Source organism: Alcaligenes aquatilis (assembly GCF_003076515.1).
GTDB lineage: Bacteria > Pseudomonadota > Gammaproteobacteria > Burkholderiales > Burkholderiaceae_B > Alcaligenes > Alcaligenes aquatilis.
This window is the reverse complement of the sequence record NZ_CP022390.1, coordinates 907384-924898: the sequence shown is the minus strand read 5'-3', so window position 1 is coordinate 924898 and position 17515 is coordinate 907384. Positions and strand designations below refer to the sequence as shown.

At 53.1% G+C, this 17515-nt stretch carries 16 protein-coding genes; all 16 read right to left on the bottom strand.

Annotated features, from left to right (window positions below):
• Window positions 1–6: 6 nt before the first annotated feature.
• The gene (pheT, locus tag CA948_RS04370; RefSeq protein ID WP_108727424.1) at window positions 7–2412 is read right to left on the bottom strand and encodes a phenylalanine--tRNA ligase subunit beta; all 2406 of its coding nucleotides are present in this window, start codon (window positions 2410–2412) and stop codon (window positions 7–9) included.
• A 77-nt stretch (window positions 2413–2489) separates the two neighbouring features.
• Window positions 2490–3512, bottom strand: a complete 1023-nt coding sequence (gene pheS / locus CA948_RS04365) for a phenylalanine--tRNA ligase subunit alpha (protein WP_094196585.1) — start codon at window positions 3510–3512, stop codon at window positions 2490–2492.
• 70 nt (window positions 3513–3582) lie between these two features.
• Window positions 3583–3942: a 50S ribosomal protein L20 gene (gene rplT / locus CA948_RS04360; protein ID WP_009454390.1), complete on the bottom strand. Its 360-nt coding sequence runs from the start codon at window positions 3940–3942 to the stop codon at window positions 3583–3585.
• A 16-nt stretch (window positions 3943–3958) separates the two neighbouring features.
• Window positions 3959–4156, bottom strand: a complete 198-nt coding sequence (rpmI, locus tag CA948_RS04355) for a 50S ribosomal protein L35 (RefSeq protein ID WP_003800367.1) — start codon at window positions 4154–4156, stop codon at window positions 3959–3961.
• A gap of 1254 nt (window positions 4157–5410) precedes the next feature.
• Entirely contained in the window at window positions 5411–6931 is a 1521-nt protein-coding gene (locus tag CA948_RS04350; RefSeq protein WP_094196584.1) for a YifB family Mg chelatase-like AAA ATPase, read from the bottom strand.
• 107 nt (window positions 6932–7038) lie between these two features.
• Window positions 7039–7680, bottom strand: a complete 642-nt coding sequence (locus tag CA948_RS04345; RefSeq protein WP_238988654.1) for a pentapeptide repeat-containing protein — start codon at window positions 7678–7680, stop codon at window positions 7039–7041.
• A 131-nt stretch (window positions 7681–7811) separates the two neighbouring features.
• Window positions 7812–8918 (bottom strand): MFS transporter, encoded by a 1107-nt coding sequence (locus CA948_RS04340; RefSeq protein WP_238988653.1) that lies wholly within the window; start codon window positions 8916–8918, stop codon window positions 7812–7814.
• Window positions 8919–9059: 141 nt separating this feature from the next.
• Complete coding sequence (locus CA948_RS04335; protein WP_094196581.1) at window positions 9060–9347, bottom strand: accessory factor UbiK family protein; 288 nt, start codon at window positions 9345–9347, stop codon at window positions 9060–9062.
• 106 nt (window positions 9348–9453) lie between these two features.
• Window positions 9454–9939, bottom strand: a complete 486-nt coding sequence (locus CA948_RS04330) for a hypothetical protein (protein WP_108727421.1) — start codon at window positions 9937–9939, stop codon at window positions 9454–9456.
• A 319-nt stretch (window positions 9940–10258) separates the two neighbouring features.
• Window positions 10259–11971, bottom strand: coding sequence for a phosphoenolpyruvate--protein phosphotransferase (gene ptsP / locus CA948_RS04325; protein WP_199827919.1), 1713 nt, complete (start codon window positions 11969–11971; stop codon window positions 10259–10261).
• A 60-nt stretch (window positions 11972–12031) separates the two neighbouring features.
• Window positions 12032–12301, bottom strand: a complete 270-nt coding sequence (locus CA948_RS04320; RefSeq protein ID WP_094196578.1) for an HPr family phosphocarrier protein — start codon at window positions 12299–12301, stop codon at window positions 12032–12034.
• 34 nt (window positions 12302–12335) lie between these two features.
• The gene (locus CA948_RS04315; RefSeq protein WP_094196577.1) at window positions 12336–12743 is read right to left on the bottom strand and encodes a PTS sugar transporter subunit IIA; all 408 of its coding nucleotides are present in this window, start codon (window positions 12741–12743) and stop codon (window positions 12336–12338) included.
• Window positions 12740–13702 (bottom strand): glutathione synthase, encoded by a 963-nt coding sequence (gene gshB / locus CA948_RS04310; protein WP_094196576.1) that lies wholly within the window; start codon window positions 13700–13702, stop codon window positions 12740–12742. Before gshB ends, CA948_RS04315 begins: the two co-directional genes overlap by 4 nt.
• 128 nt (window positions 13703–13830) lie before the next feature.
• Window positions 13831–14355, bottom strand: a complete 525-nt coding sequence (gene infC, locus CA948_RS04305) for a translation initiation factor IF-3 (RefSeq protein ID WP_094196575.1) — start codon at window positions 14353–14355, stop codon at window positions 13831–13833.
• Window positions 14356–14401: 46 nt separating this feature from the next.
• Complete coding sequence (gene thrS / locus CA948_RS04300; RefSeq protein WP_108727420.1) at window positions 14402–16324, bottom strand: threonine--tRNA ligase; 1923 nt, start codon at window positions 16322–16324, stop codon at window positions 14402–14404.
• Window positions 16325–16557: 233 nt separating this feature from the next.
• Window positions 16558–16803, bottom strand: a complete 246-nt coding sequence (locus tag CA948_RS04295) for a putative hemolysin (protein ID WP_094196573.1) — start codon at window positions 16801–16803, stop codon at window positions 16558–16560.
• Between the last annotated feature and the right edge of the window lie 712 nt (window positions 16804–17515).

The window sequence follows — 17515 nt, the reverse complement described above, 5'->3', positions numbered from 1 at the left end:
GTCTCCTTATGCCCTTGCCCGAGCGCCATGCACGGATACCAGTGCCGTCAACAATACCTCCAGGCATTGCTCGACACGCTCATCATCCAGCGTGCTTGCGCTGTCTTGCAACCAGAAGCGAATCGCCAGACTCTTTTCCGATGCATCGTTCTTGTCGCGCCAAACGTCAAACAATTGAATGTCCTTGACGATGGCGGCGGCCGCTGCCGTGCTGCGCACCTGGTTCAAGGTATCCAGCACAGCTTGATAGGATACGTCTTTATCCAGCCAAACCGCCAGATCTCGTTGCACCACGGGCTGCTTGGATACTTCCTTGGCATGCACCACTTCGTCGTGAGAGATGGCATCGACATCCACCTCAAAGACCACGGGAGCCTGGCTCAGGCCAAATTCATTTAACCATTGGGGATGGATTTCACCAATCCAGCCTATGGTTTTACCATCCAGCTTCACACTGGCGCTACGGCCTGGATGCAAGGCGGGGTGAGCTTCAGGCTCGAAACGGACTTGAGCGGCACGTTGGCCCAATAAGGTTTCCAGATCGCGCTTAACGTCAAAGAAGTCAACCGGACGATCAGGCTGGCCCCACTGCTCGGTCACGACAGGGCCCCAGGCAGCGGCCGCAATGCGATTGGGCTGATGGATACCGGCCACGGTCAAAGGACCATTTTCCTGGGAAGCATCGCGCATGAAAACGCGGCCGAACTCGAACACACGCACACGCGACTGACGACGGTTGGCATTGCGTTCGATATTGGCCAGCAGCCCAGGAATCAGGCTGGTACGCATCACCGCCAATTGGCTGGCAATGGGGTTCAGCAAACGGATAGGATCAGCCTGCCCGTTAATGTCTTTTTCCCAGGACTCTTGCACAAAAGAGAAGTTGATGACTTCCTGGTAGTCCTGAGCAGCCAGCACAGCGCGCAAGGCGTGCGGGCCACGCAAGGACTCAGCCGGCACACGCATTTGCGCGGCAGCAACTGGAGGCAGATCAGGAATATTTTCAAAACCGTAAATACGGGCGACTTCCTCGATCAGGTCCTCTTCGATCGTCAAGTCGAAACGGAAGCTGGGAGGGTTGACCGTAAAGACACCGTCAGCCACCGAGAACTCCAGGCCCAGCAAGGTGAAGATGCTCTCAACCTGCTTTTGTTCCAGAGGAATACCCAGAACACGGCGGCAGCGATCCAGACGCATGGCAACGGGCTTGCGCTCGGGCAAGGCTACAACCTGATCATCCATAGGACCGGCCTGGCCACCACAGATTTCCAGGATCAGCGCTGTGGTGCGCTCCAGATGCTGAGTAATGGAGTCGAAGTCCACACCACGCTCGAAGCGGTGGCTGGCATCGGAAGAAAACTTGTAGCGACGAGCACGGCCCATGATGGCTTCTGGCCACCAGAAAGCGCCTTCCAGATACACGTCAGTGGTATCCAGCGTGACAGCACTTTGCTCGCCCCCCATGATACCGGCCATACTTTGCGGGACATCGTTAACCGCGATCACGCCAACATCGGTATCCAGCTCGACGTTCAAACCGCTCAACAGCTCCAACTGTTCGCCTTTACGTGCCCAACGCACTTCCAGACCGGCTTGTACATGCTGCAAATCGAACACGTGCGTAGGACGGCCCAGTTCCAGCATGACGTAATTGGAGATGTCCACCAACGCGGAGATCGAACGCTGGCCACTACGCTCCAGACGGGTTTTCATCCAGTCCGGGGTTTGGGCGCGCGCATTGACGCCACGAATCACACGGCCGGCAAAACGGCCACACAGATCGGCGTCTTTCACGGTAACGGAAACGCGATCTTCAATCGTGACAGGAACAGGTGTGAAGTCGGGCAGTGCCAGTGGTTCGCCCGTCAGAGCGGCCACTTCACGCGCCACGCCCAGCACGGACAGACAGTCTGCACGGTTAGGCGTCAATTTCAATTCGATAATCTGGTCGTCCAGATCCAGCAGTTCGCGCAGGCTCTGGCCCACGGGTGCGTCTGCATCCAGTACCAACAAACCATCGTGATCTTGCGACAGACCCAGCTCGCGACCCGAGCACAACATGCCGGCGGATTCCACGCCACGCATTTTGACCGGGCCAATTTTCATGCCACCGGGCAGTTCCGCACCCACACGGGCCACTGGAATCTTGATGCCTTGAGCCGCATTGGGCGCACCGCACACAATCTGCAGCAGCTTGCCCGAGCCGTCATCGACCTGGCAGACGCGCAGGCGGTCAGCGTCAGGATGAGGGGCAATCTCGGCAATAAAGCCAACGACAACATTCTCGAACGCTGGCGCGGCGGCTTGAATTTCTTCAACCTCCAGACCAGCCATCGTCAGTTGATGACCCAGTTCTTCAGTTCCCAGTTTGGGATTCACAAAGCGGCGCAGCCACGATTCGGAAAATAACATGATGCAAAGATGGAGACGTAAAACGGCGTATACCGGAACCGACCGGGCCTAAGAGGCCCAGCGGCGCGAAGTAGGAATCAACGATTGAACTGCTTCAGAAAGCGCAGATCGCCTTCAAAGAACTGGCGCAAATCGTTAACACCATAGCGCAACATAGTCAGGCGCTCCAGTCCGGAACCAAAGGCGAAACCGATGTAACGCTCTGGGTCCAAACCGAAATTGCGCACCACTTGCGGGTGAACCTGCCCGGAACCGGAGATTTCCAGCCAACGGCCCTTGTTGGGGCCGGAGGAGAACATCATGTCAATCTCGGCAGATGGCTCGGTAAAGGGGAAGAAAGAAGGTCGAAAACGCACGACCAGATCATCGCTTTCAAAGAAAGCACGCAGAAAATTCGTGTAAACGCCTTTCAGGTCGGCAAAGGAAATATCCTCGGCAATCCACAGCCCTTCCACCTGATGGAACATGGGCGAGTGGGTGGCATCACTATCGACTCGATAGGTGCGGCCGGGGGCAATCACTTTGATGGGCGCCTGATTCATGCGGGCATAGCGCACCTGCATGGGGCTGGTGTGTGTACGCAGCAAATAAGGCAAACCTTGCTCGTCGTTCATATCGATATAGAACGTGTCCTGCATCGAGCGGGCCGGGTGATTCTCTGGATTGTTCAGAGCGGTAAAGTTTGTCCAGTCATTCTCGATCTCGGGGCCGTCAGCCACATCAAAACCGATAGAGCGGAAAATGGCTTCGACACGCTGCCAGGTCTGGATCACCGGATGGATACCACCGGTACCACGGCCCCGGCCAGGCAAAGTCACATCAATTTGTTCTTGAGCCAGTCGCTGGTTCAATTGTTCTGCCGCCAAGGCAGCACGACGATCGTTCAGCAAACCTTCAATTTCGCGCTTGAGCACGTTGATGCTGGCACCTGCTGCTTTTTTCTGCTCCGGCTCCATCTGGGCAAGGCCTTTCATCAAGGCAGTGATGGCACCTTGTTTGCCCAAAAACCGAGCTTTGGCGTTTTCCAGCGAGGCGGCGTCCTGAGACTGCTCAAATAAGGCCCGAGCCTGGGCAATCAGATCGTCGTGAGAGGAAGTCATGGCGTGTTACTTTCCAAAAACAAACGGAGCCCCAAAGGCCCCGTTTGTGAACTATACAGTCAGATACCGCTTAAGCAGCCAGAGCGTTCTTAGCCTGTGCAACAACAGCAGCAAAACCTGCCTTGTCTTTAACAGCCAAGTCAGCCAGAACCTTACGGTCCAAAGCGATAGAGGCTTTGTTCAGGCCGGCGATAAACTGGCTGTAGCTCATGTCCAGTTCGCGGCAGGCTGCATTGATACGAGTAATCCACAGCGAGCGGAATACGCGTTTTTTGTTACGGCGGTCACGATAGGCGTACTGACCTGCCTTCATGACAGCCTGTTTGGCTATACGGAATACATTACCGCGACGGCCGCGAAAACCTTTGGCCTGGGCAATTACTTTTTTGTGGCGTGCGCGTGCGTTAACACCGCGTTTTACTCGTGACATGTGTGATTCCCCCTAATTAAGCGAAAGGCATCATTGCTTTTACGGAAGCGACGTCGGCTTTATGAACCTCGACGGCACCGCGCAACTGACGTTTGTTCTTGGTCGTCTTCTTGGTCAGAATGTGACGCTTGAACGCTTGGCCCCGCTTGATGGAACCGCTACCACGAACCACAAAGCGCTTGGAAGCGCTTTTTTTGGTTTTCATTTTAGGCATGAAATTACTCGACTAATTTGTGTCTGCGGGTGGTCGCCTAGGAAGCTGGCGGACACTTGTATGACCCACAACAGGCACTTATTTTTTTCTTTGCCCGCTGCCAGAAACAGATCCAAACAGGGGAAAAGCCCTTGATTATAGAGTGATTCTTGGGAAATTGTCCAGATATCAGGGGGATTTTTTATAGTAGAGCCCTTGCTATCTGACCATCAAGGAAAGCAAGGAACAGTGTCTCTTCTTAGGGCGCGGTACCACACAGCATCCGGGCGATCGTGTGGGACGGCCTCGTTCATAGACTGTGCCTGTCACTTATTTTCGGAACACCCATCACCCCAAACCATCTTTAAACACGAAAAAATAGCGCACAGGCTACAAATCAATTAAATACAAAACATCATCAGATAGAGATTAAAAGCAGGGTATTCAGCGCATGAAAAAGGCAGAAAAAAACTCAAATAAGACCATCGAGCAGATTCCAAAACATAATCACACCGCCTCCTGATCACTCATATATTCGATCATTTTTTTTGAAAAAAACCCATAAAATAAATTCAATTAATAAAAAAAAAGAAATATAAAATAAAAAACAAAACAAATAGGAATAGGAATACACGCAAGAAGTGAAGTTTTTCTATAAAAACGATTTTTCAGATAAAAACTAAAAAAAGACTTTTGCCGCAGCAGCAGGCCCTGCTGTCTTGCATACGGAGTGGCACCATGAACCCACTTATTGATCACAAAGAAGTAGTGACATGGATTGACGCGCTGAACACTCCCAAGCCGCCGTACCCGCGCAGCCCTGCCTACAATAACAAGCGACGACAATGCAGATGGTGCCGTCGTCGCTCTAGGCTGCGATGCTTACTTTGTCAGCGGTCTGATTTACCTCCAAACCAAGCTGGAAATCAGCAACGCTCTATTTGAAAAGATACTCACCCTCAAAGAGGGTATCGATGGTGCCCACGTATTTTATTTAAAATTCCACACCCTTGAATCGAATTAAGAAAAAGCCCGAAAAAACGCCAGCGATAAACCAGGAGAGGAAAACACTCATACTAATATCTTACTGGTAGCGAAAAATTCCGCGACAGCCTCTTCCTTGTCCTCTGGCGCAGCGCACGGCTTTATCCATAACTTGCAAATCTAAAACCCTAGGCGCTTTGGACCTGAGCCTGAGCGAAGTGCAAAGACCATATGCCTTAAACGTTACCTCCTCTTTCAAGCGGCTGATCCGCCCTTGTGGGCCTGTGTGAGTTACGGCAAATCAGGACGAAATTGCAAAGCCTCTGCAATATGGTGACGGACAATTTGATCCATCCCTGCCAAATCTGCAATCGTTCGCGCCACACGCAGCACTCTCCCCTGCACTCTTTCCGACCAATGCCAACGTTTACGTGCGCTAAGCAATAAGTGCACCGCATCCTCAGACAAAACCGCATACTCTCTGAGATTGGCAACCGATAAATGGGCGTTACTGCTTCCCTGGCGAGCAAGTTGCCTATCCAGGGCTTCTTGCACCCGCTTTCGTACGTGACTGGATGACTGTGCGGCCTGATCACGTTCCGGATCAGACTCACTCATCGTCACCAACAGGTCAATTCTGTCCAGCATGGGTCCAGACAAACGTTGCCTGTAAAGTTCTCGCTGAGCCAAAGAGCAGCGACAAGCCCGATGTTGACTCGCCGCCCATCCACAAGGACACGGGTTCATAGCAGCCACAAATTGAAATTGAGCCGGAAAGACAGCCTGCTTCTGCGCACGAGAGATACGCACACAACCTTGCTCCAAGGGCTCGCGCAAGGCCTCCAGAGAACGTCGACTGAACTCAGGCAGCTCATCAAGAAACAGCACGCCGTGATGAGCCAAGGACACCTCTCCTGGCCTGGGCCGGCTACCACCGCCAATCAAGGCGGGAGTGGAAACGCTGTGATGGGGGGCGCGAAATGGGGGGCGCCTGCTAAAAAAATCCTGTTCTTGCACAAAGGAATACAAGGCGGCCACTTCCAGTTGTGCGTATCGATCCAAATCCGGCAATAGGCCGGGCAATCGTTGGGCCAACATCGTCTTACCCACTCCCGGTGAGCCGTTTAGCAGAAGGCTATGCCCACCCGCCGCGGCCACCTCCAACGCACGGCAAGCCAAAGACTGTCCCAGCACGTCCGATAAACAAAACTGTTGATCCGTATTCTGCTCCGGCCAAGGCTGAGCTACCGTCTGTTCCAGCTCGGTATCGCCACGTAGATAGGCTGCGGCCTCAGCCAAACTGGCCACACCACGCACCTGTAAATCCGGCACATATGCAGCAATTTCAGCACTTTGCGCGGGCAGCAACAGACAAAGTCCCGAATGCCGACGCGCCATGCCCAAAGCTATCGTCAAGGCGCTTTGAACAGGGACCACAGCGCCGGTTAACGACAGCTCCCCAGCCATCACATAACGATCCAAACCGGTAATTGCCTGCTCGCGCTCTTTATCATCCGGACGACTAAGCTGGCCGCTGGCTAATAAAATCGCCAAAGCCACTGGCAAATCGAAGCGTCCCGAATCTTTGGGCAGATCCGCAGGAGCCAGATTGATCGTCAACCGGGCGGCGGGGAAGTCAAAACCACTGGCGTGCAAGGCCGCTCGTATGCGCTCGCGACTTTCACGAATACCGGCATCGGGCAAACCCACAATATGGAAAGCGGGCAAACCCGGCGCGACATGCGCCTCAACGCGTACATCGATGAAATCCAGGCCCGACAAGGCACAACTGTTCAGCACGGCCAAGGACATATGCCCTTCTCCCTTTCCAAGGCAAATAGTCAGTCTGCCTGTCAGGGAAAAGAAGCTCCAGATACCTGCCTTAAAACATCACTGCGTACTTGTACGGCCTGCAGGTCTTACTGAACCTGCACACCCATGGAGCTGACCAACTGGACGGCCTGTTCGACGGACAAGCACGCGCCTTGGAAAGAGTTATTCAAGTCGTACAAGCTAATGCTACCCAACTCTACACTGCGCAGGTCCGTCCCTTTGAAGTTCACCCCTCGCAGACTGGCGCCCCGCAAGCTGCCACCTTCAAATACCGCATCCTGAAAATCACAGCCGCCCAAGTCGGCATCAGAGAAATCCAGTTGCACCAGGGTTTGTTTGCGGAAATTAATGGCCCGCAAAGTCGCCCCTACCAGCTTGCATTCACGCAGACTCAAATCCAGACCACGGGTTTCGTTGAAGATGGCCCCACTTAGTTTGGAGTCCTCGATCTGCAACGAAGCAATCTGGGCACGCACCCACTTGCTCAAGTGCAGATCACACACCCGAAAGCGTGCCGAGCTTAAATCAGCCAGACTGAAATCCACTTGCCCCAGCTTGCAGCGTTGCCAGACTGTGTCTTGCAGATGCGCCCGTATAAAGCGGGTATCCAGAAAACTGCAAGCGGAAAACTGCAAGCCCTCCAGTTCCAGACCCGATAGATCCTGGCCATCAAAGGTACAGTTTTCAAAGCTTAAAGACTCATGGGAGGCGGCCAAAAGATCAATCAATTCATCTCTTGTAATCTGGACATTACTGACTAGCATGCAGCTGCTTTCCCTTCAAAAAAACAGAGCCAGCATTGCTGAGCTGGCTCCTTCATTATCTGCTTCTGATGATCCGACTGTGATCAGAGCAAAACTTAACGGCCATCGGGCAGAACCAATCGTGACAAGCGCCAGGCAATGATCAAGCCCAAAACGGCAAAACTAACCGTCGCCACCCAAGCCCACTGCCATCCGCCCAAGGCATGCACAACCGACGCCACCACAGGCGGCCCTACAAACTGCCCCAGTGAAGAACATTGCTGCACCCAGCCCACGGAGGTTGAGGTGGTCTCTGGCGACGGCGCTGCCGTAACCGACAGAAAAAACAAGGTAGCAGGAATTAAACCGCCCACAATCGAAAACAGCAAGATGGCGACAAATTGAACCACCAGGCTTTGTGTGAGCCCAAAAGCAAGAACTGCACAAGCAATCATGCCCAGATAGCCGGCTTGCAGCAGTCGATGAGGCGGGATACCTGCATGCAGACAACGCCCTGCTCCCAGATTACCCACGACATTCCCGGCCGCAATCAAGGCCGTCAGCAAACCAGCCGTGCCAACCGCTATCTCTGCCTGATTATAAATAGTGGGCATAAAACCCACGACCGCAGCCCATTGTGCCGCGTAAACGCCAAAGGCCAAGGCCAGCAACCAAACCCGGCCCGAGCTTAAGGTCGTGCGCAACAGGCTCGACCAGTGATAAGCGGATACATCCTGCGTCGCACGCTTGGTTTGAGTTTGAGAATCCGGCGGCACCAGAAGAAAGGTCAAAACCATGAAGATGGCCGTCAATACGCCCAGAACTACCCAAAGCGTACGCCAGGAGCCTACTGCCAACCAGGCAGCGCCAGCCCACAGCATCAAGACTGCTCCGGCAGGCATATAACAGCCCCACAACCCCATGACCCGGCTCAAACGTGCGGCATCGGTAATACGTTTGATCAAGGCAGGAATGGGCAGCACTACCATCAAGAAGCCACAACCCTCTATCATGCGGCCCAATAAAACCAGCGAACTATGCTCAAACAGAGAACCAATCAGCGAAGCCAGGCTCAAAATGCCCAGCCCCGTCAGAATGCAGCGGCGCAAGCCGATTTTCTCGGAAATCAGTCCTATACCTAGTCCCAGCAACATGCCGGCCATTTGCACGCTCGCCAGCAAAAAACCCGACTGCACCAGGTCCATGCCCAATTCCCGCTGCATAAAAGGCAAAGCCGGGGGTACTTTCCACACATGCAGTGCGGCGCACACCCCGGTCAACACAAGAAAAACAGCAATAAGCAAGGGGCTGGCCGAATGTTTGCCCCTACCCCCAGGCCTGGTAACAGTATTCAAATGAAGTTATCAGCCTTGGCTGCCCTCTTGAGCAGGAGCATCACCTTCCTGAGGAACAGGAGTTTGGCGCCCTTCCAAGGCTTGCAAACGTGTTTCCAAAGCAGCCACACGAGCCAGCGCACGCTCCAGCATCAACTGGTAAGTATCGAACTCTTCACGGGTGACCAAGTCCATACGGTTGAAGGCCTGTCCCATAAAGGCTTTTACATTGCGCTCAATATCGGCAGCCGGACTTTTGGCGATCAGCTCCGAAACATTTTTTTGTAGATCTTCCAGCCACTCGCTACGATTAATCATGGTCCTCTCCTGAAAATATTGACACTATCAGCAGTATAGAAAAAGCGGGTGCCAAAGGCACCCGCTTTTTTCATCTGGCCAGACAAGCTGCCCAATTATTCAAGCCTTAAGGTTTGGCTTGTTCTGAAGGAACGGAAGATGGTGAAGAGTCAACACCATTACCCAGTTTGTCCTGAATGGCTTTATCAGCTTTGGCTGCGCCTTCTTTAATCGCATCACCAGTACGGCTGGCAGCTTCAGCCATAGCGTCCTTGGCTTCGTCTGCTTTTTCAGCGATTTTATCGCCAGCAGCCTTGGCATCTTCCTTCAAGGAGTTAGCATTTTCCTTGGCGTTTTCTTTCTGTTCCTCTGCTTCTTTTTTGACGTCTTCAGCAACTTTAGCGGCGTCCTGCTTCAACTCTTCCGTTTTTTGCTCCATGGATTTGTCAGCTTCGGGAGCAGGTGCAGTGGCAGGCGCCGTCGATTGTGGCGCAGCGACAGGAGCCGGTGGCGCGCTCGAAGCGGCTTTATCGTCCTCTTTGGAACACGCAGCCAAAAGAGTCATCGAAGCAGCAGCGGCCATGACAGCAAAATGAGCACGAGTCAGTTTCATAAGATTTCCTTTCTACTATTCCAAGGTCGCTAGATAGAATGGGCCGATGCCTGGTGCGACTTCCGGCTCGGCCTTGGGTTTGTTACAACTCCCCTAAGAGCCATTCTATCGGTGCCAGGCATACAGACCAATCTATTAGTGTAAATCCTGATTTCAAATATTCTGACGATATCGCTCAAGGTTTGTGACAAACCCTTTAACAACAAGTACCTAGCCTGAAACCCGGATACGAGACCCCGTTACAAACAGAATCCCTCATCGGGTTACAGCCGGGGTTTGTTACATATTTGCCAAATTAAATTGATCTATTTTCAACCACTTAGGCGGCTAATGTCGCTAAATCGATGCGCTCGGCCCGGTTCAAGGCACTGGCAACCTTGACGCGCAAGGCATTGGAATGCGAAAGACGCACTTCCTTTTTCACATCCAGCAATTGCTGCGGATGCATGGAGAATTCTTTTAGGCCCAGCCCCAGCAACATGCGAGTGACCGAGGCATCCCCTGCCATTTCCCCGCAAATCGCCACAGGTTTACCTGCTCGGTCAGCCGCATTGATGGTATGCGCAATCAATCGCAAGACAGCGGGATGCATGGGGTCGTACAGGCTGGCCACTTCTGCATCTCCCCGGTCTACCGCCAGAACGTATTGAATCAGGTCATTCGTTCCGATGGACAGAAAATCCAGTTCCTGCACAAAGGGCTCAATAGCAATAGCGATGGCTGGCACCTCTACCATGGCGCCCAATAAATAATTTCGAGCAAAAGGCGTGCCGGATTTCTCCAGCTCCCGCGCCGCCGACTCGATAGCCTGGCGGCTTGCATGGACCTCGTTCATGGAGGAAATCATGGGGATAAGAATACGGATTTGCCCGTACTGACTGGCTCGCAGCAAGGCACGCAGCTGCGTGGCAAACATTTCAGGCTTGTCCAGACAATAGCGAATTGCGCGTAAGCCCAGCGCGGGGTTGGTTGCTACCGTTGCGTCACCATCCAAAGTCTTGTCAGCACCAATATCCAGTGTGCGAATAGTGACGACCTTGCCTTTCATTGCCTTGACAACACGAGAATACGCCTCGTATTGCTCTTGCTCAGAAGGCAGATCCGCGCGCCCCATAAACAAAAACTCGCTGCGAAACAGGCCAATACCATCGGCGCCCGCCTTCAAGGCAAGCTCGGCTTCTTCAGGAAGCTCAATATTGGCCTCCAGACGAACATGGATGCCATCCAAGGTCATCGCAGGCGCATCCAGCAATGCCTCCAGCTCGGCCCGTTCACGACGATAGGCCTGCTGACGTTCCCGGTATTCAGCCAGCACCGGTTCAGACGGATTCACTATCACCGCGCCGGAGAAACCATCCACAATCAAATAATCGCCATCGCGAATCAGACTGCGGAAACTTCCCAGGCCCACTACGGCAGGAACACTCAAACTGCGGGCCACAATCGCTGTATGCGAGGTTGGCCCACCCAAGTCGGTCAAAAAGCCAGCAAAATGACCACCACGCAAGCGGAGCATATCCGCTGGGGAAATATCTCGAGCGACCACAATCAGCGGTTCTTCCTGAGCCGCAGAAAAACCCGGCAACAAGGCTGGCTTGCCTGCCAGAACTCGTAATACCCGCTCGATAACCTGGCGCACATCAGCACCACGTTCGCGCAGGTATTCGTCTTCCATTTGGGAGAACTGCTCAACCAACATCTGACCTTGCGAAGTCAAGGCCCACTCTGCGTTGTAGTGCCGCTCGGCGATGATGGCGCAGGTTTGCTGCGTCAACATGGGATCGTCCAGCAGCAGGCTGTGCACAGTCAATATGGGAGCCAGCTCGCGCGGGGCATCCACAGGCAACTGATCAACCATGGTGCGAAGCTCATCGCGAGTACTGGCCATGGCGCTTAACAGGCGCTGGCTTTCAGAATCAACGTCTTCGGCTGCAATCCGATAATGAGGAACTTCCAGTGCTGCTGCGCTCATCACCACGGCTTTGGCAATGGCGTACCCCTTACCGACTGCTTGACCTTGAGCGGTAAACATCGAAGGCAAATCAGGTGCCGGGGTACGAGCTGCTGCACTATTCATGAATGGATTGCTTCCCTATTCGTTTTCACCAAACTTGGCATCAAACAACGCTTGAATATCATTGAGGGCCTGGTCGGCATCCTCGCCCTGAGCGTCGATAACCACGGTGACCCCCATTCCGGCGGCCAGCATCATGACACCCATAATACTTTTTGCATTCACGCGTTGAGATCCGCGCGCGATAAAAATCTCACTACGATACCGGCCAGCCAACTGAGTAAGCTTGGCTGCTGCCCGAGCATGAAGACCTAATTTATTACTAATCGTGATGGATACGCTAGGCATAAGGGCAACTGAAAAATGAAAATGAACATTCAAATTAGCAATGGCAGTCTGCGTGAACAATGCCACGCAATGCGCCTGCCATGACATCCTGGGCGAACTGCTCAGGATTGTCACGTCGCTCGGTCAAGGCTTTCAACACCATACACATATTGGTGCCAGTCAATAAATAAGCGCCCTGCCCTTGATCTTGCAAAGCTTGCTGAACCCGTCGGGCCACATTAAAGGGTGTGGCACCGTACAGATCACACAGGATCAGCGTGGCCAATGCGTCCGGCGCTTGTGTGTGCAACCGCTCCAGCAAGCGATCTACCGCTGTATCGGTGCATTCGTCGGCCTGTATGTCAAAGACAAACAGATCGGGCTTTTCACCCAAGACGTGCTCGGCACAACTGGCAAACGCACTGGCCAGAGGCTCATGCATGATCAAGGCAAGGCGAATCACGCGCGTCCCGTCGCTTGTTCGACGGCCTGGGCAAAACGCTGCGCAACGTCAAAGCCTGTCTGGTCCGTGATTTCAACAAAACAGGTTGGGCTGGTCACGTTGATCTCCGTGACGTAGTCACCAATCACATCCAGACCGATCAGCAGCAAACCACGAGCGGCCAGTACAGGGCCCAGGGTACGAGCAATATGCCAGTCGTGTTCGGACAAAGCTTGGGCAACCCCTCGACCACCTGCAGCCAGGTTGCCGCGCGTCTCACCAGCCAAGGGGATACGTGCCAAGGCATAAGGCACCGGTTCACCATCGATAATCAGGATGCGTTTGTCACCCTTGACGATTTCCGGGATGTAGCGCTGCGCCATAATGGTTTGCGTACCATTCGCCGTCAGCGTTTCCAGGATGGCGCCCAAATTGGGCTCTGGATCTTGCAGACGGAAAATACCCATGCCGCCCATACCATCCAGTGGTTTGACGATCACATCCTTATGCTCCTGGTGAAAGGCACGCAGGCGGGCCATGTCACGGGTGACCAAAGTGGGTGGGGTAAATTCTGGAAATTCGGTAATCGCGAGTTTTTCAGGGTGATTACGAATGGCTGCGCCCGAATTGAAGACCTTGGCCCCCTGCTCCTGCGCAAAGCTGAGCAAATGCGTGGAATAGGAATATTCCATATCGAAAGGCGGGTCTTTACGCATGATGACCGCATCAAAGGCATTCAACTCCTGCTCGGTCGCAGGTTCGGGGTGTGTCCACCACGAAGTCGCACGCAAATCGGCATCGGCAGCAATGCTTACAGCCTGACTACGTGTACGAACCCGGCTTTGGGAAATATACAAATCAGACTGCAATGTGACGCTGACGCGATGACCACGCGCCAAAAATGCACGCATCATGGCAACGGAGGAATCCTTGTAAGCCGACAGGCTGGGCAAAGGATCAATGATGAATAAAACGTGCATATCACACCTAGAGAAAAACGCCTTTGCAGCCGAGCTGCAAAGGCGATTGCGCTCGACTCACCACTTGGGAGTGAGTCGAGCGACGCATAATGCTCCTGGGCGGATCCAGGCAGCATCGTGCAAAAGTATCAGGACGCTTTCTTGCGAGGCGCCAAGACCATGACCATTTGACGGCCTTCCAACTTGGGCATTGCTTCAACCTGACAGATTTCGCTGACTTCGTCGCGAACCCGCTCCAGCACACGCATCCCCAATTCCTGGTGCGCCATCTCACGACCACGGAAACGCAAAGTCACCTTGACTTTATCGCCATCATCGATGAAACGCTTCACATTGCGCAGCTTGACCTGGTAGTCTCCTTCGTCCGTGCCGGGACGGAACTTGACTTCCTTGATCTGAATGACTTTCTGCTTGGCCTTGGCTTCTTGTTGGCGCTTCTGTTCCTGATAACGGAATTTGCCGTAATCCATCAGACGACAAACCGGTGGTGCAGCCGTAGGGGCGATTTCCACCAAGTCCACATCATGTTGTTCTGCCATTGCCAAGGCGTCAGGCACCTTGACGATACCTAGCTGCTCACCCTCGACTCCAATGAGTCGCACCTCTGGAATACGAATTTCACCATTGATGCGATGTTTTTTCTCGGTTGCGATGTCGAAAACTCCTAAAAATGTCGATAAAAACGATAGCGTTTCTGTTTTACTGACGGCTATCGATCTCTTGCTTCAATCGTGCTGAAAAATCGGCTATTGGCATGACGCCCAAGTCCACGCCACCACGCGCGCGTACGGCCACTGCGCCATTTTCACGCTCTTTTTCACCCACGACAAGAATATAGGGCACTTTTTGCATACTGTGCTCACGAATTTTACGAGTGATTTTTTCACCACGCAAATCAGAGGAGGCACGGAACCCCATTTTCTTCAGGTTTTGCGCTACGGACTGGGCGTAATCAGCTGAACCTTCAGAAATGCAGCATACCACCACATGCTCTGGAGCCAACCAGGCCGGCAAGGCACCAGCGTGGTTTTCAATCAGCATGCCGATAAAACGTTCGAAAGAACCCAAAATAGCACGGTGCAACATCACTGGCACGCGACGCTGATCCTGGGCATCCACATACTCGGCGCCCAAACGCGCTGGCATGGAGAAGTCCACCTGGATAGTGCCGCACTGCCAGTGACGGCCAATGGCATCTTTCAGTGTGTATTCAATCTTCGGACCATAGAAAGCGCCCTCGCCTTCAGAGATCTCGAACTCGCAACCAGTACGGCGCAAGCTTTCGATCAGGGCTTGTTCAGCCTTGTCCCAGACCGCATCGTCACCGATGCGCTTTTCAGGACGAGTGGCCACTTTATACAAAATCTCGGTAAAGCCGAAGTCCGCATACACGGCTTGCAACTGAGCCGTAAAGGCCGCGCACTCGTCTTGCAGCTGATCTTCGGTACAGAAAATGTGACCGTCATCTTGTGTAAAACCGCGCACACGCATCATGCCGTGCAAGGCACCCGAAGGTTCGTTGCGATGGCATTGACCGAACTCGCCGTAACGGATCGGCAGTTCACGGTAGGAATGCAAACCGGAGTTGAAGATTTGCACATGGCCGGGGCAGTTCATGGGTTTTAAGCCATACACACGATTTTCCGACTCGGTCGTGAACATGTTTTCAGCATAGTTGTCCCAGTGGCCCGTTTTCTTCCACAGCGACAAATCCAGAATTTGCGGCGCCTTCACTTCCTGATAGCCATTGTCCTGATAGACGCGGCGAATATATTGCTCGACCTGTTGCCAGATCACCCACCCCTTGGGGTGCCAGAAAATCAGACCGGGAGCTTCTTCCTGGAAGTGGAACAGATCCAGCTCACGGCCCAGTTTACGATGGTCGCGGCGCTCGGCCTCTTCAAGCATGGTCAGGTAAGCTTGCTGATCTTCCTTGGTCGCCCAGGCAGTGCCGTAAATGCGTTGCAGCATTTCGTTATTGCTGTCGCCACGCCAGTAAGCGCCGGCCACTTTCATAAGCTTGAACACTTTCAGCTTGCCAGTAGATGGCACATGAGGGCCACGGCACAAGTCGATAAAGTCGCCCTCGCGGTACAGGCTGATGGGCTCGTTGGACGGGATAGAGGCAATAATCTCTGCCTTGTAGTCCTCGCCAATACTCTTGAAAAACTCAACAGCATCATCACGCAGCCATTCTTCGCGAGTGACCACTTCGTCTTTCTTGGCCAATTCTGCCATTTTCTTCTCAATGGCTTCCAGATCCTCGGGCGTAAAAGCGCGCTTGTAGGAAAAGTCGTAGTAAAAGCCGTTGTCAATCACCGGGCCAATCGTGACCTGGGCATCCGGAAACAGACTCTTGACGGCATAAGCCAGCAAGTGGGCGGTGGAATGACGAATCAAATCCAGACTATCCGCATCTTTGGCAGTGATGATGGCCAAATGGCTGTCCTGATCGATCACATACGAGGTGTCCACCAGACGCGACTCGGTACCTGGCGTGCCGACACGGCCTGCCAGGGCGGCACGGCCTAGGCCAGTACCAATCGAGTTCGCCACTTCGCTGACGGAAACCGGGCCCTGAAACTCTCGCTGGGAGCCATCGGGCAGTGTGATTCGGACCATAACACTTCCTGAAATAAAAAACGCGGCCTTGAAAAAGCCGCGCTTTTGAATTGAACGTTCTTGGAAAGCAAACGAAACGCTACGCGGCCACGGCTAGACTTGCCGACGGGTAGTTCGCGTTGAGTTCATAAGATTCTACTTCCCAAATAACACATTTGATTGGCTAAGTTTATCACCTTCGCCCACGATCGCGGTGCGGTATCACCACAAAAAAACCACATTTGGCAAAGAATTCAGTCCATGCGGGGATACCAGCTACGGTAAAAGGCCCATTCCTCAGACTCCGAGCCATCTTTCATCAAACAGGTTCCATAAGCGCCACGCTCACTTTCGTGAACAATGGTTTGTCCGCCCATGCTCTGACAAAAAAGCGAGGCCAAGTTAGCCTGGGTCGCTGGCGCAGTGCTCGTTTGGCTGGAGCTGGCACATGCCGATAACATCAAAGAGCCTGCACAAGCAGAAACTAAGCGGAAAAACATGATTTCCTTCTCCTTGACCTGATGTTTGCTGAGGCCTGGTTTGTCATTTGACACGATGATTGACCAAGCAGCGTCTGCTGTTAACGCAAGCTAGAAAAAGCTTTCAGGCGCTGGTCGCGAAACAGATCGTGGAAATAGCTTACTACACTTGTTAGATAGGAAAAGTGAGCAATGGCAGGCGTGCAGCAAAAGCAACACGTTAAGTAAAAGAAGAAGTTGAAATCACGCGTAAGTAACCGGGTTTTATGACAAAGTAAGACAATGCCCGGCGCAATTTATGAGCGATGCAGACAGAAAGACAGCAAAATAAAGCCCAGGATCCCGCAACCAGCCAGCATTAATACCACTGGTACATAATCGATCAGATTCAAGGTAGTAATCATGGCGCACATCCTGAAATTTCAACTAAAACAAGCTTGAAACCATGGTAACTGCCCCTCCTCAGAACATGAAGTCAACGATTGTCAAGATCCCGTACAGCACAGACACAAAGACCAGGCTCGAGCCACACGAGCGTATTTCTGCAGCAAACAAGCTCGCAACATGGAACAACAGCCTCTGCACAGACACTTCGCGTCTGCGCTCTATCCACTGAAGACGGTAAAAATTGCGTAAACCACGGGGACTGCCAAGGGCGTAACCATTAATAAAGCCGTATCACGTTTCCATGTCTTGGGACGGGTATGACAGAGTGTGATGCCCAGTAAAACCA